The organism is Citrobacter amalonaticus (assembly GCF_018323885.1).
Classification (GTDB): Bacteria; Pseudomonadota; Gammaproteobacteria; order Enterobacterales; family Enterobacteriaceae; genus Citrobacter_A; species Citrobacter_A amalonaticus.
The window spans coordinates 1,300,946-1,319,130 of sequence record NZ_AP024585.1 but is presented as its reverse complement, the minus strand read 5'-3'; the positions used below and the strand labels follow the sequence as shown (position 1 = coordinate 1,319,130).

The window sequence follows — 18,185 nt, the reverse complement described above, 5'->3', positions numbered from 1 at the left end:
ACTCGGCTGAAATTACAATTATCTGAAATAATAGTCGAATAAGTTTTCAGAATTGAGACTTCCTTCAAACCTCGTCCGCAGGTATGTTAGTCAGGTAATAATCACAATGACGATATTCCCCTGTGCGCAACATCATTCACGTTGCATCCGGGTAGCGTGAAGGATAAAGCGCATACATCGCAAATCAGACAGAAGTGACTTTCTATGGCAATGAGTGAACAAACCCAGCCAGCACCTGGTGCGTCCGCGCCAGTCGCTAAGGCACGCACGTCGTTCGGCATTTTAGGCGCGATCAGCCTTTCACATCTGCTTAACGATATGATTCAGTCGTTAATTCTGGCGATCTATCCGCTATTACAGTCCGAATTTTCACTGACCTTTATGCAGATAGGGATGATCACCCTGACCTTCCAGTTGGCCTCTTCGCTACTACAACCGGTGGTTGGCTACTGGACCGATAAGTACCCGATGCCGTGGTCGCTGCCGATTGGCATGTGCTTTACGCTAAGCGGTCTGGTGCTGTTGGCAATGGCCGGCAGTTTTGGCACCGTGCTGTTGGCTGCCGCGCTGGTCGGCACCGGTTCTTCGGTATTCCACCCGGAATCGTCCCGTGTGGCGCGTATGGCCTCAGGCGGACGCCACGGTCTTGCCCAGTCCATCTTCCAGGTGGGCGGTAATTTTGGTAGCTCCCTCGGTCCGTTGTTGGCGGCAGTGATTATCGCCCCTTACGGCAAAGGTAATGTGGCCTGGTTCGTTCTTGCGGCGCTGCTGGCCATTGTCGTGCTGGCGCAAATCAGCCGCTGGTATGCCGCGCAGCATCGAATGAGCAAGGGGAAACCAAAAGCAACGATTATCAATCCACTGCCGCGCAATAAGGTGGTGCTTGCGGTCAGCGTCCTGCTGATCCTGATTTTCTCGAAATACTTCTATATGGCGAGCATCAGCAGCTATTACACCTTTTATCTGATGCAAAAATTCGGATTATCGGTACAAAACGCGCAATTTCACCTCTTTGCCTTCCTGTTTGCGGTTGCTGCAGGAACGGTAATTGGCGGGCCTTTAGGCGATAAGATTGGCAGAAAATATGTCATTTGGGGCTCTATCCTCGGCGTCGCGCCGTTTACGCTGATTTTACCTTATGCCACCCTGCACTGGACCGGCATTTTAACGGTGATCATTGGTTTTATTCTCGCCTCGGCGTTTTCCGCCATTCTGGTGTATGCCCAGGAGCTGCTGCCGGGTCGTATCGGCATGGTTTCTGGTCTGTTTTTTGGTTTTGCCTTTGGGATGGGTGGCCTGGGAGCCGCGGTGTTAGGTCTGCTCGCTGACCATACCAGCATCGAGTTAGTCTATAAAATCTGTGCTTTCCTGCCACTTCTGGGGATCTTGACCATATTCCTACCTGATAACCGGCATAAAGCCTGAGTTTTTGCGGCTAAAGCTAAACTTTAGCCGCCCTCTCAGCCTGCTGCCATAAGCCTTTGCTCTGTCTACAACCCATTCGTTTTCCGATCCGTGCTTTTTTCAGCTCAAATTGCAGTTTTCTTCAAAATTCAATAATTATTCATAAACATAATAGTCAAAATTGTCATAAACTATTACCTGGAATTTTGGAAATCAGCTACCAAAGGAGACGGAATGCATCACGCCACCCCGCTTATCACCACCATTGTTGGCGGCCTTGTGCTCGCTTTTATACTCGGCATGCTTGCCAATAAACTGCGTATTTCTCCTCTGGTGGGATATCTGTTAGCGGGCGTTCTGGCCGGTCCTTTTACGCCAGGTTTTGTGGCTGATACCAAACTTGCGCCGGAGCTCGCTGAGCTTGGCGTTATTCTGCTGATGTTCGGCGTCGGTTTGCACTTTTCACTGAAGGATTTGATGGCGGTAAAGTCGATAGCCATTCCCGGCGCGATCGCCCAGATAGCCGTGGCGACGCTGTTGGGTATGGCCCTTTCCGCCATGCTGGGCTGGTCGCTGATGACCGGTATCGTCTTTGGTTTATGTCTTTCAACCGCCAGTACCGTGGTGCTGCTGCGCGCGCTTGAAGAACGACAACTGGTCGACAGTCAGCGAGGGCAGATTGCCATCGGCTGGCTGATTGTTGAAGATCTGGTAATGGTACTGACGCTGGTGCTGCTGCCAGCCGTCGCCGGAATGGTGGAAAAAGGTGACGTCGGCTTCGCCTCGCTGGCCGTCGACATGGGCATTACCATCGGTAAAGTTATCGCCTTTATCGCCATTATGATGCTGGTTGGCCGCCGTCTGGTACCGTGGATTATGGCGCGCAGCGCGGCAACCGGCTCCCGCGAACTGTTTACCCTTTCCGTACTGGCGCTGGCATTAGGTATCGCTTTCGGCGCGGTGGAACTGTTTGATGTCTCCTTCGCGCTGGGCGCGTTCTTTGCCGGGATGGTACTGAATGAATCGGAACTGAGCCACCGCGCGGCCCACGATACGCTGCCGCTGCGCGACGCGTTTGCCGTCCTGTTCTTTGTCTCCGTCGGTATGCTGTTTGATCCGCTGATTCTGATCCAACAACCGCTGGCCGTGCTGGCAACGCTTGCCATCATTATCTTTGGTAAGTCGGTCGCTGCCTTTTTCCTGGTGCGTCTGTTTGGCCACTCGCCGCGCACCGCACTGACCATCGCCGCCAGCCTGGCGCAGATTGGTGAATTCGCCTTTATTCTCGCCGGTCTGGGGATGGCGCTGAACCTGCTGCCGCAGGAAGGGCAAAATCTGGTGCTGGCAGGGGCGATTCTGTCGATTATGCTCAACCCGGTGCTGTTTGCTCTGCTGGAAAAATATCTGGCAAAAACCGAGACGCTGGAAGAACAAACGCTGGAAGAGGCTATCGAGGAAGAAAAGCAAATTCCGGTGGATATCTGCAACCACGCGCTGCTGGTCGGTTTTGGCCGTGTCGGCAGTCTGCTCGGTGAAAAACTGATGGCGGCCGGGATGCCGTTAGTGGTTATCGAAACGTCGCGGACACGAGTGGATGAACTACGCGAGCGCGGGATCCGCGCGGTGCTGGGGAATGCCGCCAATGAAGAGATTATGAATCTGGCGCATCTGGACTGCGCCCGCTGGCTAATCCTCACTATTCCGAACGGCTATGAGGCCGGTGAAATTGTTGCGTCTGCCCGCGAGAAGTGCCCGAATATTGAGATTATTGCTCGTGCGCATTATGACGATGAGGTCGAGTACATTACCGAACGCGGCGCTAATCAGGTCGTGATGGGCGAGCGTGAAATCGCCCGTACGATGCTGGAATTGCTGGAAACACCCCCTGCCGGTGAAATCGTGACCGGGTGATCGTCGTGGCATCGGCTCGTTTGCCTGATGGCGCTTCGCTTATCAGGCCTACATGATGACACAGATAATGGTAACGCCAGGCCGGATAGGACGTTTACGTCGCCATCCGGCATAATGACTTAACGATCCCAGTACGACTCTTCGAGGCTATCCTCACGCTCCGGCAGTCCACGCGTCAGACGTGGAGAGTGCTGGTTCAGTACCTGATAACTCACACGATTGGCATATTTACACACCTGAGCTAATGACGAATAGGTCAGCCAGGTGAACTTGTGCTTACTGGAATTCGGCACGTTCGAACGGTGATAGCTGTTGGCGGTAATATCGTGCAGCAGCGCCGCCAGCGCGCCGTCACCTGCGCCATTGGTGTTCATGATCTTTTCCGGACCGCCCATATACGGCGCGATATGGGAATAGACGCGCAGCGGATTGCGACAGTCTTTATGGCGCATCGCGCGGCTGAACTCATATTGGTTAAATTCGGCAATCGCCCCAGGCAACAACGGGTGTTGAGTTTTGCGTTTGGCTTCCTCTTCGGTAAAGCCCGCCATGTACAGCCCTACCGGTCCGGCGGTACACAACACCAGATCGACCCAGTCCAGCGCTTTATCAGATGCCAGCAGCGGATCGTTTTCACCGGTCAGCGCTTCGGCCTCTTCTTCATTCATTGCCAGGATTGAGACGTTCTCTTTCAGGAAACCCTGCCACCATTGCGGGTTATCGGCGATCACGAATTTGGTCCCAAGCGTCAGCACCACGGGCACATTGTGCTTTTTAGCGTACTCAATGGCCTTCATGGTGGCTTCCGGCATCGGCTCGCCTGGCTTGCAGCGTACCAGATAGGAGGTCAGCACCAGCGCCGATGCCCCGGCAATCACCGGTTCCGGAATGCTTTCCGCGCGCAGCTGGTTCATGTGCCCTGGGCTGATGGCGAAGGTACGCTCACCGGATTCGCCGATCAGGGTAAAGCAGCGGCCAATCGGCCCGTCAACGCCCTGCAGATAGTTGAGGTCGGTCCGACTGGAGGTGTTGCACAAATAGCGGTAGGCGTAGCTGCCAATTTCGATGTTGCTGCACATCACGCCCAGCAACACCGAACGGTCATCGGCCAGCACGGAGTAGTTGTGCATGGTGTTACCAATCGTGCCACCGGCAAACTGATGGGTGATCAGATTGTCACGCACCAGTTCCTGATACAGCGCTTCGGCCACATCGTCTTCAATCACCAGTGAATGCCCGGCACTCAGTCCATAACGTTGTACAAACGCGTCATCCACTTTCGCTTCAATATCGACCAGCGTTTGATCGATCCCCACCACCCATGCGGCGCTGGTTTCATTTTCAGGCTGGATTTGTTGCAGCAGTGGATCGCGTGCGTTGACAGGGAAATAGTGTTTGGATTTGCGTTTACCGGGAAATTTCATAGCTGTTTTTACAGGTGGATAACTGAGCGGTGCATGGTAGCACATTCCCCTCTGGACGACAGAGTTTCAATAACAGACGAACGGATCGCAGTTTCCACGACGGAAGCTTTTACAATGGGTCGATTTCACAAGGAGCGTTTTATGAAACCAGAGAATAAACTTCCCGTACTGGCAAGCATTTCAGACGAGATGCGCGCAGTGCTGAATATCCGGCAGGACGATTTACCTCCCTGGCCTGCCGCCGATGATGTGCCAGCGATGCGCCAACACTACATTCTTGAACGACGCTTCTGGAATGCGGATGCACCGCAAATGCCAACGCGGGAATATGCCCTCCCTACGCGCTGGGGAGAGGTGACAACGCGCCTGTACAGCCCAACGCCAGACAGTCAGGCCACGCTGTTTTACCTGCACGGTGGCGGTTGTATTCTCGGGAATCTGGATACCCATGACCGAATCATGCGTCTGCTGGCAAGCTATACCCAGTGCACGGTAATCGGCGTCGACTATTCACTCTCACCTGAGGCGCGCTTTCCGCAGGCCATTGAAGAGACCATTGCCGCCTGTCAGTTCTTTTATCAGCAGGCGGACGACTATCAGTTGAATATGACGCACATTGGCTTTGCCGGTGATTCCGCTGGCGCGATGCTGTCGCTCGCCAGCGCGCTGTGGCTGCGCGATAAGCACATATTTTGTGGAAAGGTGGCGGGCGTGCTGTTGTGGTATGGACTGTACGGCTTACAGGACTCAGCAAGTCGACGACTGATGGGCGGCGACTGGGACGGTCTCAGCCGTCAGGATTTGGAAATGTACGAAAAAATGTATCTGCGTGATGCCGACGATCGCGAGTCGCCGTACTATTGCCTGTTCAACAACGACCTGACGCGCGATGTGCCGCCCTGCTTTATCGCCGGTGCGGAGTTTGACCCGCTGATCGACGACAGCCGTCTGCTCTTCGAGACGCTTCAGGCGCACCAGCAGCCCTGCGAATACAAAATGTATCCCGGCACGCTGCACGCCTTTCTGCACTACTCACGCATGATGAAATCTGCCGATGACGCCTTACGCGATGGTGCGCGTTTCTTCACTCAGCAGATTAACGCTGCACGTTAGCGGTACGGGGCTGTCAGTTTCAGCATCATATCGATATGTTCCGGCGCGGCATTTAGCGCCGGAATATATCCATACTTTTTACCGCCCGCTTCGAGGAAGATCTCTTTATTCTGCACCGCAATTTCTTCCAGCGTCTCCAGACAATCCGCCGCGAAGCCCGGACACATCACCTGAATATGGCCCGTTCCCTTCTCGCCTAACATCTTCAGCGTTTCATCCGTGTAGGGCGTCAGCCACGGTTCACGACCAAAACGCGACTGGAAGGTCATCATTACTTTTTCTGGCGGCAGACCGAGCGCTGAGACCAGCTCACGGGTGGTATCACGACAGCGCTGCGGATAGTCGTCGCCTTCATCAGCAAAGCGCTGCGGAATGCCGTGGTAGGACAACAACAGCAAATCCGGTTCGCCGTGTTCGGCGAACGAGGCCCGCGCACTGTTCGCCAGCGCGTCAATATAAGCGCGATCGTCGGCGTAATCGCGAATAAACGAAATGCCGGGAATACGACGTTTACGCGCCAGAATGCGCGCCAGCTCATCCCAGACCGCAGCAACCGTTGAGCAGGAATATTGCGGGTACAGCGGCAGCACGACGATATGATCCACGTGGTTCGCCAGCAGCTCGTCCACCGCGCTTTCCAGTGACGGCGAGCCATAGCTCATGCCCAGCGCGACGGGCGTGTCCGCCAGGCGCGCAGCAAGCGCCTGCTGCTGTTGACGGCTGTAGACCATTAACGGAGAGCCGCCTTCCATCCAGACAGACTGATAAAGCTTTGCCACACGCGGGGCGCGAAGCGGCAAAATCACGCCGCGCAGCAGCGGCCACCACAACACGCGGGGCGTATCGACAACGCGTGTATCGCTTAAGAATTGCCGGAGATAGCGTGTTACTGCCGCCGGAGTGGGGGCATCGGGAGTGCCAAGATTTGCCAGCAGGATACCGGTTTTCGTCTGACGCATTACCGCCTCTTATCGATTCAAATTGTTGATAATTGTAGCGGAAAAGTGAGTAAGAAGAACTAATTGCTGTGAGAGGTAAAACGAGAATTTGCCTGATGGCGCTACGCTTATCAGGCCTACGCGATAATGGCAGGCCTGATAAAAGGTTCACTACGCGAAAAACTTAACCGAGGATTTTTTCCAGCGCGGCGCGCACGTCAGCAACGGCCTGAGTCCCGTCAACTTTCGCGTATTGCGTGTTACCTGCTGCCGCTTCTTTCTGGTAGTAACCAATCAGCGGCGCCGTCATCTGATGGTATTCCACCAGACGCTTACGCACGGTCTCTTCCTGGTCGTCTTTACGGGTGGTCAGCTCTTCGCCGGTCACGTCGTCTTTACCTTCAACCTTAGGCGGGTTGAATTTGATGTGGTAAACGCGGCCAGACGCAGCGTGTACGCGACGACCAACGATACGGTCAACGATCAGCTCATCCGGTACGTCGAATTCGAGAACATAATCTACCACGATACCGGCTTCTTTCATGGCGTCAGCCTGCGGAATCGTGCGCGGGAAACCATCTAACAGAAAACCGTTACGGCAATCTTCCTGCGCGATACGCTCTTTTACCAGCGCGATCACCAGCTCATCCGTCACCAGCTTACCGGCGTCCATGATGTCTTTCGCTTGTTTGCCCAGCTCGGAGCCAGATTTCACGGCGGCACGCAGCATATCACCGGTGGAGATTTGCGGAATACCATACTTCTCCATGATGAACTGAGCCTGAGTTCCTTTACCCGCGCCCGGAGCGCCAAGCAGAATGATACGCATTACGAAAATCCCCTTAAAGGTTGTCGATATTTTTAAAAAAGCGCTAAACGATACCACCATCACGCATTTGTCTCAAGGAAGGTGCCAGCGCTGAAACGGTTAATGAGGGAAAATTTAGAAAAGAGAGGCGATTAAAAGAAATGCCGGATAGCAATCACGCTTATCCGGCATTCACATCGCAGTTATCAGGAAACCAGCAGTTGGTTCATGCGGCGGATGAACTGGTTTGGATCTTCGAGCGTGCCACGCTCGGCAAACAGCGCCTGATCCAGCAGCAGTTCAACCCACTCGTTGAATTGCGCTTCATCCTGGGTATCCGCCGTGCGTTTCACCAGCACGTGGTCCGGATTGAGTTCAAAGATGTATTTCACTTCCGGTACGTTCTGACCCGCTGCGGCAAACAGTTTTGCCATCTGGGTGCTCATTTCGTCCGCGTCGGTGGTGACAATCGCCGGCGTATCGGTCAGACGGTGCGTCAGACGTACGTCTTTCACCCGGTCGCCCAGCAGGTTTTTCACGCGCTCAACAAACGGTGTCAGCGCTTTTTCCGCTTCTTTCGCGCTTTCATCAACCTCATCGGCCAGCTTGTCGATAGACTCGTCCGCTTTGGCGACGGACTGGAACGCCTTACCGTCAAACTCGGTGAGGTAGTTCATCATCCACTCGTCAATGCGATCGGAGAGCAACAGCACTTCGATGCCTTTCTTACGCAGCAGTTCCAGGTGCGGGCTGCTCTTCGCTGCCGCATAGCTGTCAGCGGTAATGTAGTAAATCTTCTCCTGCCCTTCTTTCATGCGAGAGACGTAGTCTTCCAGAGAGACGGTCTGCGCAGAAGAGTCGGTATGCGTCGACGCGAAACGCATCAGTTTGGCGATGGTTTCCTGGTTAGCATGATCTTCCGCCGGCCCTTCTTTCATCACCAGACCAAACTGCTGCCAGAACGTCTGGTATTTTTCCACATCCTCTTTCGCCAGTTTTTCCAGCATCTGCAGAACACGCTTAGTCAGTGCGCTACGCAGGTTGCGGGTGACGGTGCTGTCCTGCAGGATCTCACGAGAAACGTTCAGCGGCAGATCGTTGGAATCAATAAGCCCTCGCACGAAGCGCAAATAGTTCGGCATGAACTGCTCGGCGTCGTCCATGATAAAGACGCGCTGGACGTACAGCTTCAGGCCATGTTTGTGATCGCGGTTCCACATGTCCCACGGTGCCCGCGACGGGATGTACAGCAGACTGGTGTACTCCTGCTTCCCTTCTACGCGGTTGTGGCTCCAGGTCAGTGGATCGGTAAAATCGTGCGCGATATGCTTGTAAAACTCGTTGTACTCGTCATCTTTGATTTCCGACTTGTTACGGGTCCACAGCGCCTGCGCCTTGTTGATTTTCTCCCAGGTAACGACGGTTTCGCCGTCTTTCTCTTCCTGTTTTTCTATCTCAACCGGCAGGGCGATATGGTCGGAATATTTGCTGATGATGGAACGTACGCGCCAGTCATCGAGGAACTCGTCTTCGCCTTCACGCAGATGCAGCGTGATTTCCGTTCCGCGATCGTCTTTGGTGATATCGGCAACGGTGTATTCACCTTCGCCCGCTGATTCCCAGAACACGCCGTTCTCCGGCTTGTCGCCTGCGGCACGAGTGCGGACTGTGACTTTATCCGCGACAATAAAGGCCGAATAGAAGCCTACGCCAAACTGACCAATCAGTTGGCTGTCTTTCGCCTGATCGGAGCCCATGGATTCAAGGAAGGATTTGGTCCCGGACTTCGCGATGGTCCCCAGATGATCGATCACGTCATCACGGTTCATCCCCACGCCGTTATCGGCGATGGTCAACGTACGCTTATCTTTATCGAAGGAGACGCGTACACGCAGTTCACCGTCGCCTTCATAGAGGTCCGGGTTCGACAGCGCGCGAAAACGCAGCTTGTCTGCCGCATCGGAGGCGTTAGAGATAAGCTCACGCAGGAAGATTTCTTTATTGGAATACAGAGAATGGATCATCAGATGCAGAAGCTGTTTTACTTCTGACTGAAAACCACGAGTTTCTTGTCCTTTCATGTAGATCTACCTCAACAATGCCATTTTCAATGGTAAAAACACGTTGAGGGTGAAATGGGGACAACCGGGGGGGATTTCAAGCGGAGGCCGCGAGCACAGCCTCCGTTTGTTCAGAATTTAATCTTGTGGCGTCCTGCCAGAGAATGCGACAGCGTGGTACCGTCCACCATCTCCAGTTCACCGCCGACCGGCACGCCGTGTGCGATACGGCTGGCGTCAACGCCATATTGCGCGCAGAGTTCAGCAATGTAGTTCGCCGTGGCTTCCCCTTCGACCGTCGGGTTGGTCGCGAGGATCACTTCACTGAGTTGCTCGCAGGACAGGCGCTGCTCAAGTCTGTCGAGACCGATATCATCTGGCCCGATGCCGTCGAGCGGCGACAAATGCCCCATCAGCACGAAGTAGCGTCCGGAAAACTGCCCGGTCTGTTCAATCGCATAGATATCCGCAGGACTCTCGACCACGCAAATCTGGCCGTTTTCCTGACGACGCGGATTTGAACAGATATTGCAAACCTCTTGCTCGGTGAAAGTGCGGCAATCGGCGCAGTGACCGATTTCCGACATCGCCCGGGTGAGCGCTTGCGCCAGACGCATCCCGCCGCTGCGGTCACGCTGAAGCAGCGTAAACGCCATGCGCTGCGCCGACTTCGGGCCAACGCCCGGCAGGCAACGCAGTGCTTCCATAAGCTGAGTTAACAGCGGGCTGGTTTGCATCAGAACGGCATCTTAAAGCCTGGCGGCAGTTGCATACCGGAGGAGACAGAGGCCATTTTTTCTTTCTGGGTCTCTTCAATGCGACGAGCAGCATCGTTAAACGCAGCAGCAACCAGATCTTCCAGCATCTCTTTGTCATCTTCGAGCAGGCTTGGGTCGATCTCCACGCGACGGCAGTTATGCGCGCCGTTGATGGTCACTTTCACCAGACCCGCACCGGATTCACCGGTCACTTCCAGCTTCGCGATTTCTTCCTGCATCTGCTGCATTTTTTCCTGCATCTGCTGGGCCTGCTTCATCAGGTTACCCAGACCGCCTTTACCAAACATAGGCTTCTCTCTCAATCACGTTAAGGGATGACAATCATAAGCGTCGCTTACGATCAAATGGGGCGGATACTCTCTTCATCCAGATCCGCATCGAAGAACCGACGCAGGGTCTGGATGTTGTTATCCGCAACTATCGACTCACGCGCCTGCGCAAGTTTCTCTTCATAAATCGCCTGACGCCACTCCAGCGGCGTTCGCACCGCCGGATTATCATCTTCTACGATGGTCAGTTCAACCGTTGAGCCCGCAAGCTGACTCAGTGCTTCCGCCAGCTTTTGTTGTGCACCGCTGGAATTCAGGTGACGCTGGCTGGAACGCAAATGCAGACAGACCGCATTATCGTTCTCTTCTTTCCAGGCGTTGAGCGCGACCTGCTCAACCAGTTTTGGCAGCGAGAGCTGGCTGACCTGCGCCGCCCACGGATCGCGTTCAATCGCTTCTGCGGCAAGCTTAGCTGCCAGTTCCGGCGTTTTCTCATGCTCCAGCGCTTTCTTCAGCGCCTTCGGTGTCGCCACCACCTCTTTCACTTCAGCAACCGGCGTGGTCGCCTTCCAGCGATAGGCCTCTTTCTTCGCCGGCGCCTGCTCGAGCGCAGACGGTGCAGGACGAGCCTGTACGCGTTCTGATACCGAAGCCAGTCTTTCCAGCGCAGCGTTATTCACCGGCCGCGCGCGGGGTGCGGCTGCCGGTTCACTCTTTTTTGCTTTGGTTGCTCCCTGCGCACGTTGCAGTTGGTTGCGCGCCGCCAGCACCTGACTGGTGGATTCCGGTAGCGGTGCTGCCGGGGCCGGTTGCGCGGGTGCAGACTGCTGCGGCACCTGGGTCGGCGTCATTACCGCCGTTGGCGCGACAGGGGCAAATGATTGTCGCGGAACCTCGGGTTCTGGTAGCGGCATACGCGGATGAAACGCCAGCGCCCGCAGTAAGGTCATTTCAACGCCCATGCGTCTGTCTGGCGCGTACGGCAGTTCTTTACGGCCAATCAATAACGTCTGGTAATAAAGCTGAACGTCCGCTGGCGGCACGGTGCGCGCCAGTTCACGCATGCGCACTTCGATCGTCGCCATGTCGCCGCCTAGTGCGGCAGGAGACAACTGGACCAATGCAATACGGTGCAGCAGACTAAGCATTTCGACCAGCAGTGCTTCCCACTCAATTCCCCGCGCTGCGGCCTCGTTGACCAGCGTCATCACCCGTTCACCGTCGGCAGCGATTACCGCCTCCACCAGCGACAGCGCCTGATCGTCATCCAGCGTGCCGAGCATCGCGCTCACCGCCTGGGTGGAAACCTGGCCATCACCGCTGGCTATCGCCTGATCGGTCAGACTCAGCGCGTCACGCAGACTGCCATCGGCCGCACGGGAAAGCAGTTGCAGTGCGCGCGGCTCGTGGGCTATCTGCTCTTCGTTAAGAATGTGTTCAAGCTGATGGCGGATCTGGTCGACATCCAGCGCCTTAAGATGGAACTGCAGGCAGCGGGACAGAATAGTCACCGGCAGCTTCTGCGGATCGGTTGTCGCCAGCAGGAATTTGACGTGCGACGGCGGCTCTTCAAGCGTTTTGAGCAGCGCGTTAAAACTGTGGCGAGACAGCATATGCACTTCGTCGATCAGATAAACTTTGAATCGACCGCGCGCCGGGGCGTACTGGACGTTATCCAGCAGATCCCGGGTGTCTTCAACTTTAGTGCGCGAGGCAGCATCGATCTCAATCAGATCGACAAATCGCCCCTGTTCGATTTCACGGCAGTTATCACACACGCCGCACGGCGTGGCGGTAATGCCGGTTTCGCAATTCAGTCCCTTTGCCAGCAGACGGGCAATGGAGGTTTTACCGACACCCCGGGTACCGGAAAAAAGATATGCATGGTGAATACGCCCTAACGACAAGCCGTTCGCCAGTGCGGTCAGCACATGTTCCTGGCCGACGACGTCAGCAAAGGTTTGTGGGCGCCATTTTCGGGCTAAAACCTGATAACTCATTGGCTGGCTCTGAAACGCTGGAAGGTGGATTCATAGGGGGGAATGCTAACACAACCTCACTAATTCAGCGAGGTCATGTCTTCAGCTAATACGTCAGGTGCTGTTGAGCCGATTAGTGCCCCGGGAAAGGAACCAGGCTATAACAGTTGATGCCCTGCTGCGCCAGACGCTGTTCGCCGCCGAGGTCAAACAGGTTGATGATGAACGCCGCATCGGTCACTTCGCCGCCCAGACGACGGATCAGTTTCACGGTCGCTTCAATCGTACCGCCGGTTGCCAGCAGATCGTCAACCACCAGCACTTTATCACCGGCGTGGATCGCATCAAGGTGGATTTCCAGTTGATCGGTGCCGTATTCCAGTTCGTAGCTTTCAGCGATCGTTTCACGCGGCAGCTTGCGCGGTTTACGCACCGGCACAAAGCCAACGCCCAGACCCAACGCTACCGGCGCGCCAAACAGAAAGCCGCGAGCTTCGGTACCGACAACTTTGGTGATGCCTGCATTTTTGTAACGCTCAACCAGCAATTCGATGCTGAGTGCGTAAGCTTTCGGATCTTCCAGTAAGCTGGTGACATCACGGAAAAGAATGCCCGGTTTCGGGTAGTCCTGAATGCTTTTAATGCTATTTTTGAGAAACTCAAGCTGCTGTGCAGTTGCGGTCATAAGTTTGTGCCTGATTAATACGGTGTTACTTCACGGCGCACTATACACTTCATCCTTCAAGCGGCCTCTTTATTGGCTGCATTAATTTGACCCAGTGCGCCTGTGCTCGAAAACGGTCGAATTTACTGGCTACCGCTCGCAATTGCAACCGCGATTATTATGCTTCAGTGCTTTTGTTGCTTTTCGTCAATCACAGGTATTCGCCACATAAATACCAGCAGGCAAGCCAGGATCACCAGCAGCAGGATCCGCACCCACCACATCGGGGTCAACCACAGCGATACGGCGAAGGTGATGAGGATCATTACGATCGCGCGGGGCTTAACGCCCGGCGGCATAGCCTTATATTTCTGCCAGAATCGCAAATAGCTGCCAAACCACGAGCGGTAGAGTAACCAGTTATGGAAACGCGGCGATGAGCGGGCAAAGCACCAGGCAGCCAGCAGGATAAACGGTGTCGTCGGCAATACAGGCAACACAACACCCAGCGTCCCCAATACAACCGCCAGCCAACCCGTGATGATTAAAAGGATTCGTTGCATAATAAAGGCATATCGCAAACCAGAACGCTACTTTAGCATAACAGTTATCATTTTCATCGGAGTGTTACAGTGAAAACCGCCATGCTGCTGCAAAAGCTGGAAGATCAGCTCGCCCTCCTGCGCCAACGCTGTGCGCCGGTGGCGCAGCATGCCACGATCAGCGCCCGTTTCGATCGCCATCTTTTTCAGACGCGTAGCACCCTGCTCCAGGCCTGTCTGGATGAAGCTGAAGGCCACCTTCAGGCGCTACGTCAGGCGGTTGAACAGCAGCAACTGCCGCAAGTGGCCTGGCTGGCGGAACATCTGGCGTCGCAACTGGAAGCAATCTCCCGCGAAACTGCCAGCTGGTCGCTGCGGGAGTGGGACAGCGCCTCGCCGGGTCTGGCACACTGGCAACGCAGACGCATCCAGCATCAGGAATTTGAGCGACGTTTGCAGGAAATGACCGCGCAGCGCAAAGCGCGGCTGGCTCAGGTCACCCGTCTGGACGAACAACAAACGCTGCAACGCGAAGTGGAAATCTATGAAGGTCGTCTGGCGCGCTGTCGAAAGGCGCTGGACAATATTGAACGTGTCCTGGCGCGTTTAACTCGCTAATCCCTGGAGACGCTATGTCACTTGAAAACGCCCCGGATGAGGTCAAACTGGCCGTCGATTTGATTGTATTGCTGGAAGAAAACCATGTCGCCCCGGATACCGTCTTGAAAGCGCTGGAAATGGTTAAACGGGACTATGAAAAAAAAGTGGCTCAAACTGCTGACAAACTTGATTGATTTTTGCCGGATGGCGCTGCGCTTATCAGGCCTACATTTCTGAGCGGGTATTGGAATTTACCCTGCGTTGTAGGCCGGATTAAGACGCAAGTGACGCCATCAGGCATGCGATCGTTTGATTAAACCGCAGGCGTCGGATCGTCGCCTTTGATCTCGCGTTTCACCTCTGTGACCTCATCGCCCTTCTCGTTGCGCAGATGCACTTCAAGCTGGTTAAAGGCGATATCAATGTTGTTTTCACGGCACAGACGATCGATTGATCGGTTCAGTTCATCAACCGTGTGGCTACGATCGCGAAGTTCACGCACGTACAGACGCAGTTCATGATCCAGGGTACTGGCGCCGAAGGTAGTGAAGAACACCGCCGGCTCAGGATCGTGCATCACCTTCGGATGCTCCATCGCAGCCTGAAGCAGGACTTTCTTCACTTTATCCAGATCCGAACCGTACGCCACGCCAATGCGGATCACCAGACGGGTGGTGGTATCAGACAACGACCAGTTGATCAGGCGCTCGGTTACAAACGCCTTGTTCGGGATGATCACCTCTTTGCGATCGAAATCGGTAATGGTGGTTGCGCGGATACGGATCTTGCTGACGGTACCAGAGAATGTGCCGATCGTCACCGTATCGCCAATCCGCACCGGACGTTCGAACAAAATGATCAAACCCGAGACAAAGTTACCGAAAATCTCCTGCAAGCCGAAACCGAGACCGACCGATAAGGCCGCCGCCAGCCATTGCAGTTTATCCCACGACACGCCGAGCGAACCGAAGACCGTCATCGCCCCGACGGCAATGATGATGTAGTTCAGGATCGTGGTGATGGCGTACGAGGCGCCCTGGCGCATTTTAAGACGCGACAGCACCAGCACTTCCAGCAGACCCGGCAGGTTACGGATCAACGCCCAGGCGACCATCGACGCGATAATGGCAAACAGCAGGCTGCCCATCGTCACGCTTTTCACTACCGCTGCGCCCGCTTCGGTGCCGTTGTAGTGCCAGAGCGTAATGCTGTCGAGATAGCTGAACACGGTGATCAGATCGGACCAAATCGCCCAGAACACCACCGCAAACAGTGAAATCATCAGCAGCATCGTAATGCGTAACGTTTGCTGGTTCACCTGCTCCAGCGCGATGGTGGGTTCTTCCTGTGGTTCCGCTCCTTCGGCCCCCTCTTTCACCAGATTCTGCCGACGCGCCAGTGCACGACGCCAGGCGATACGCCGCGCCGCGACGCTTAAACCGCGCAGCACCGTCTGATAGAGCAGGTTCCAGATGATGACCAGATAAACGGTTTCAATCCAGCGGCCCGACAGGCGCAGCGTGGTGTAAAAGTAGCCAGTTGCCGTCAGCACCATCAGCGCAATCGGGATGATAGACAGGATGGTGATCGTCACCAGGCGCAGGCCATGTGACTCTTTATCACGCCAGCTTTCGCGGCACATCGGCCAGACCAGAAACGCGATCAGCAGCAGGTTGAGGAAAATCATCGCCTGCCCCAGCACATCGTCCATCAGATGCAAGGGAGAAAGCTCTGCCACGACTGACCAGAAATGCAGCGGCAGTAGCGCCAGGCTGATGCGCACAATCTGGCGACGCCAGTGGCTGGTCAGTTGCGCAGGCATACCAAAATGGCGAATCGCCACCCCGTCTTTTTCGAGCACTTTCCAGCACAGTCCGAAAACCAGCCAGAAGATTGCCAGTTTTTTACTGAATGCCCACAGCAGATCGCTGATGTTTAACTGCATGGTCAGCAAAATCAGGCCGACCGCCAGAATCAGCAGACATACTGGCAGCGCGCGAATCAGATCGATCAGAATCGCTTTCGGTGTGTTTAGCTGACTGTCATTGCGCAGCGATCCCACCGCGGCGGCGAGTTGCTGCTGCCAGGCTTTCAGCCACTTCAGACGCCAGCGAATCAACCCGGCAATGAGCAGTAGCGGCAACCCGGCCAGGAAGGCGATAAACACCGCTGGCCACGCTTTTTCCCAGTTCACCGTGATTTTCATCGACTTGAACTGATCTTTCAGCGACTGCGGGAAGGCTTTGATCCAGTCCCAGTCCATTGGCCGGTTGCTGTTTACCCAGAAGATTTGCTGGGTCAGGATCTCTTTCAGGCTTTTCGAGACACTCATTAACTGCTGCTGATTAATTTGCAGATTAATGGCCATCATGAGCTGATTACCCAGTTGCTTGTTCAACTGGTCCAGCAGTTCACGGCGCATATCGACAACCTGTAGCAGCGCATCGTGGACTTCGTCATTCACTTCGTTGCTGTGGCCTTCTTCCAGCTTAGCCACGAACGCATCGTTCTGGAACAACGCGTCACGCTGCTGGTTAATTTCGAACTGCTCCAGACGCAGGTCCGCAATGCGGTTGGTCATGTCAGAGAGTTCATCCGCCGACGGCAGCGTTTGCTGCTGTTGATAGAGAATACGCGACAGCAGCAGACTGCCCTTCAGCACCGCGATTTGTTCTTTGATATTGCGTTCAGATTGCAGCGCGCGGTCCAGCCAGTTTTTGACCCTAATGTTTTGCTGCATCAGCGAGTTGCCATTTTCCGTCGCGGTGATCAGGCGCTGGCTGAGCTGATGGTTGATTTCCAGCTCCTGTTTCACCAGTGGGTTGGCCTGGATCCGCGCGGTTTCATCCGGGGAAATGGCCTCCTGCGCCGTTTTTTCCGTTAAGGTCAGACGCTTGCTGTTGACCGCTTCCTGCAGTAACTGTAACTGGTGCTCGAGCCGGTTGCTGTTTGCCGTAATATAGTCACGCTGTTTTTGCAGGGTGTCTTGCAACACCGTATTGCCTTCCAGGCTTTTACGTTGTTGATCGATCTGGGCGTTCAGTAACGTCTGCTGGGCCTGTAAAAGCACCTGCTGAGTCGGTCGTAACGCCGCTTCGCCCACGCTGGTGCCGTCCAGTCGGTTGCGAATCTGCTGAAGCTGCTGAGAAGCCGTATACATCGCATTTTGTACACGCTCGGGCTGTGTTTGCAGGGAAACGAGCTGGCTGTTATAGGTGGCGAGATCGTTTTGCGCGTTCTGCAAATCATCCAGAACCTGCGCCACGCGCAGTTCTAACTGGCGTAATGAAAGCGTACTGAGCGTCTTACGCGTTTCATCATCATTATCCACATCGCTGAGCGCACTCAGCGCCTCTGTCGCCTGACGCATTTTTTCTGGTGCCTGCGCCACGCGCTGACGGAGCTGGGTCGTCTCGTCTTTCACCCGCTCGATTTTCTCAAGCGTTGCAATGGTCTCGACGAGATCCTGCTGAACCAGTTTATCCTGCGCGGAGAGGTCTTTTTGCTTATTGAGCGTATCCAGTTGGCTTTGCACATCCGCCTTCGAGGGCAGATCGCTGTTTGACGATGCGCGAGCAAGCGCCAGAGACTGGCAGGACAGCATTAAGATGAAAACAGCCACCGTGATAAAAACTCGGTGCTGAGCACGTTTATAGAGCGGCAACATAGTCATGTGAATGAAGGTTTCTGAACC

The 18,185-nt window shown here is 54.9% G+C and carries 15 protein-coding genes and 1 other annotated feature; of the genes, 5 read left to right on the top strand and 10 right to left on the bottom strand.

The window, feature by feature from the left end; translation table 11 throughout:
• Nucleotides 1-204 precede the first annotated feature (204 nt).
• Both fsr and ybaL read left to right on the top strand, forming a co-directional pair.
• Nucleotides 205-1,425 carry a fosmidomycin MFS transporter gene (gene fsr / locus KI228_RS06215; protein WP_043001542.1) on the top strand — a complete coding sequence of 407 codons (1,221 nt, stop codon included), beginning with the start codon at nucleotides 205-207 and terminating at the stop codon, nucleotides 1,423-1,425.
• A gap of 213 nt (nucleotides 1,426-1,638) precedes the next feature.
• Complete coding sequence (ybaL, locus tag KI228_RS06210) at nucleotides 1,639-3,315, top strand: YbaL family putative K(+) efflux transporter (RefSeq protein WP_061070455.1); 1,677 nt, start codon at nucleotides 1,639-1,641, stop codon at nucleotides 3,313-3,315.
• A 119-nt stretch (nucleotides 3,316-3,434) separates the two neighbouring features.
• Here the strand turns inward: ybaL and gsk are convergent, their stop codons facing one another.
• A complete protein-coding gene (gsk, locus tag KI228_RS06205) occupies nucleotides 3,435-4,739 on the bottom strand; it encodes an inosine/guanosine kinase (RefSeq protein WP_061070456.1) in 1,305 nt (434 codons plus the stop codon).
• Nucleotides 4,740-4,880: 141 nt separating this feature from the next.
• On the opposite strand from gsk, the gene aes reads away from it, so the two are divergent.
• Nucleotides 4,881-5,852 (top strand): acetyl esterase, encoded by a 972-nt coding sequence (gene aes / locus KI228_RS06200; RefSeq protein WP_044258924.1) that lies wholly within the window; start codon nucleotides 4,881-4,883, stop codon nucleotides 5,850-5,852.
• Here the strand turns inward: aes and hemH are convergent.
• From hemH to KI228_RS06160, 8 genes are all read right to left on the bottom strand, one after another.
• Nucleotides 5,849-6,811 carry a ferrochelatase gene (gene hemH / locus KI228_RS06195; RefSeq protein WP_061070457.1) on the bottom strand — a complete coding sequence of 321 codons (963 nt, stop codon included), beginning with the start codon at nucleotides 6,809-6,811 and terminating at the stop codon, nucleotides 5,849-5,851. The two genes, aes and hemH, sit on opposite strands and share 4 nt — an antisense overlap.
• Before the next feature lie 163 nt (nucleotides 6,812-6,974).
• The gene (adk, locus tag KI228_RS06190; protein WP_043001547.1) at nucleotides 6,975-7,619 is read right to left on the bottom strand and encodes an adenylate kinase; all 645 of its coding nucleotides are present in this window, start codon (nucleotides 7,617-7,619) and stop codon (nucleotides 6,975-6,977) included.
• A gap of 185 nt (nucleotides 7,620-7,804) precedes the next feature.
• Nucleotides 7,805-9,679, bottom strand: coding sequence for a molecular chaperone HtpG (gene htpG / locus KI228_RS06185; protein WP_044258926.1), 1,875 nt, complete (start codon nucleotides 9,677-9,679; stop codon nucleotides 7,805-7,807).
• Between the two features lie 110 nt (nucleotides 9,680-9,789).
• Complete coding sequence (gene recR / locus KI228_RS06180) at nucleotides 9,790-10,395, bottom strand: recombination mediator RecR (protein ID WP_043001549.1); 606 nt, start codon at nucleotides 10,393-10,395, stop codon at nucleotides 9,790-9,792.
• Nucleotides 10,395-10,724 carry a YbaB/EbfC family nucleoid-associated protein gene (locus KI228_RS06175; RefSeq protein WP_001515903.1) on the bottom strand — a complete coding sequence of 110 codons (330 nt, stop codon included), beginning with the start codon at nucleotides 10,722-10,724 and terminating at the stop codon, nucleotides 10,395-10,397. The genes recR and KI228_RS06175 overlap by 1 nt, the downstream gene beginning before the upstream one ends.
• Nucleotides 10,725-10,777: 53 nt before the next feature.
• Complete coding sequence (gene dnaX, locus KI228_RS06170; protein WP_061070459.1) at nucleotides 10,778-12,706, bottom strand: DNA polymerase III subunit gamma/tau; 1,929 nt, start codon at nucleotides 12,704-12,706, stop codon at nucleotides 10,778-10,780.
• Nucleotides 11,381-11,445, bottom strand: a sequence feature (DnaX frameshifting element). (Overlaps the previous gene by 65 nt.)
• A 112-nt stretch (nucleotides 12,707-12,818) precedes the next feature.
• Entirely contained in the window at nucleotides 12,819-13,370 is a 552-nt protein-coding gene (apt, locus tag KI228_RS06165) for an adenine phosphoribosyltransferase (RefSeq protein ID WP_043001551.1), read from the bottom strand.
• Between the two features lie 164 nt (nucleotides 13,371-13,534).
• On the bottom strand, nucleotides 13,535-13,912 hold the full coding sequence (locus KI228_RS06160; protein ID WP_043001552.1) for a DUF454 family protein: 378 nt from the start codon (nucleotides 13,910-13,912) through the stop codon (nucleotides 13,535-13,537).
• Between the two features lie 69 nt (nucleotides 13,913-13,981).
• Between KI228_RS06160 and priC the strand changes: the two genes are divergently transcribed.
• Nucleotides 13,982-14,509, top strand: coding sequence for a primosomal replication protein N'' (priC, locus tag KI228_RS06155; RefSeq protein ID WP_043001553.1), 528 nt, complete (start codon nucleotides 13,982-13,984; stop codon nucleotides 14,507-14,509).
• A 14-nt stretch (nucleotides 14,510-14,523) separates the two neighbouring features.
• Nucleotides 14,524-14,685, top strand: coding sequence for a pleiotropic regulatory protein RsmS (gene rsmS / locus KI228_RS06150; RefSeq protein WP_043001554.1), 162 nt, complete (start codon nucleotides 14,524-14,526; stop codon nucleotides 14,683-14,685).
• A gap of 119 nt (nucleotides 14,686-14,804) precedes the next feature.
• Here the strand turns inward: rsmS and mscK are convergent, their stop codons facing one another.
• Nucleotides 14,805-18,164: a mechanosensitive channel MscK gene (mscK, locus tag KI228_RS06145; protein WP_044258930.1), complete on the bottom strand. Its 3,360-nt coding sequence runs from the start codon at nucleotides 18,162-18,164 to the stop codon at nucleotides 14,805-14,807.
• Between the last annotated feature and the right edge of the window lie 21 nt (nucleotides 18,165-18,185).

What these genes read in the sequence shown, in the direction of transcription:
- gsk (WP_061070456.1), bottom strand. Translation starts at nt 4,739, where the DNA reads ATGAAATTTCCCGGTAAACGCAAATCCAAACACTATTTCCCTGTCAAC.
- adk (WP_043001547.1), bottom strand. Translation starts at nt 7,619, where the DNA reads ATGCGTATCATTCTGCTTGGCGCTCCGGGCGCGGGTAAAGGAACTCAG.
- fsr (WP_043001542.1), top strand. Translation starts at nt 205, where the DNA reads ATGGCAATGAGTGAACAAACCCAGCCAGCACCTGGTGCGTCCGCGCCA.
- dnaX (WP_061070459.1), bottom strand. Translation starts at nt 12,706, where the DNA reads ATGAGTTATCAGGTTTTAGCCCGAAAATGGCGCCCACAAACCTTTGCT.
- KI228_RS06160 (WP_043001552.1), bottom strand. Translation starts at nt 13,912, where the DNA reads ATGCAACGAATCCTTTTAATCATCACGGGTTGGCTGGCGGTTGTATTG.
- recR (WP_043001549.1), bottom strand. Translation starts at nt 10,395, where the DNA reads ATGCAAACCAGCCCGCTGTTAACTCAGCTTATGGAAGCACTGCGTTGC.
- apt (WP_043001551.1), bottom strand. Translation starts at nt 13,370, where the DNA reads ATGACCGCAACTGCACAGCAGCTTGAGTTTCTCAAAAATAGCATTAAA.
- rsmS (WP_043001554.1), top strand. Translation starts at nt 14,524, where the DNA reads ATGTCACTTGAAAACGCCCCGGATGAGGTCAAACTGGCCGTCGATTTG.
- mscK (WP_044258930.1), bottom strand. Translation starts at nt 18,164, where the DNA reads ATGACTATGTTGCCGCTCTATAAACGTGCTCAGCACCGAGTTTTTATC.
- htpG (WP_044258926.1), bottom strand. Translation starts at nt 9,679, where the DNA reads ATGAAAGGACAAGAAACTCGTGGTTTTCAGTCAGAAGTAAAACAGCTT.
- aes (WP_044258924.1), top strand. Translation starts at nt 4,881, where the DNA reads ATGAAACCAGAGAATAAACTTCCCGTACTGGCAAGCATTTCAGACGAG.
- ybaL (WP_061070455.1), top strand. Translation starts at nt 1,639, where the DNA reads ATGCATCACGCCACCCCGCTTATCACCACCATTGTTGGCGGCCTTGTG.
- hemH (WP_061070457.1), bottom strand. Translation starts at nt 6,811, where the DNA reads ATGCGTCAGACGAAAACCGGTATCCTGCTGGCAAATCTTGGCACTCCC.
- KI228_RS06175 (WP_001515903.1), bottom strand. Translation starts at nt 10,724, where the DNA reads ATGTTTGGTAAAGGCGGTCTGGGTAACCTGATGAAGCAGGCCCAGCAG.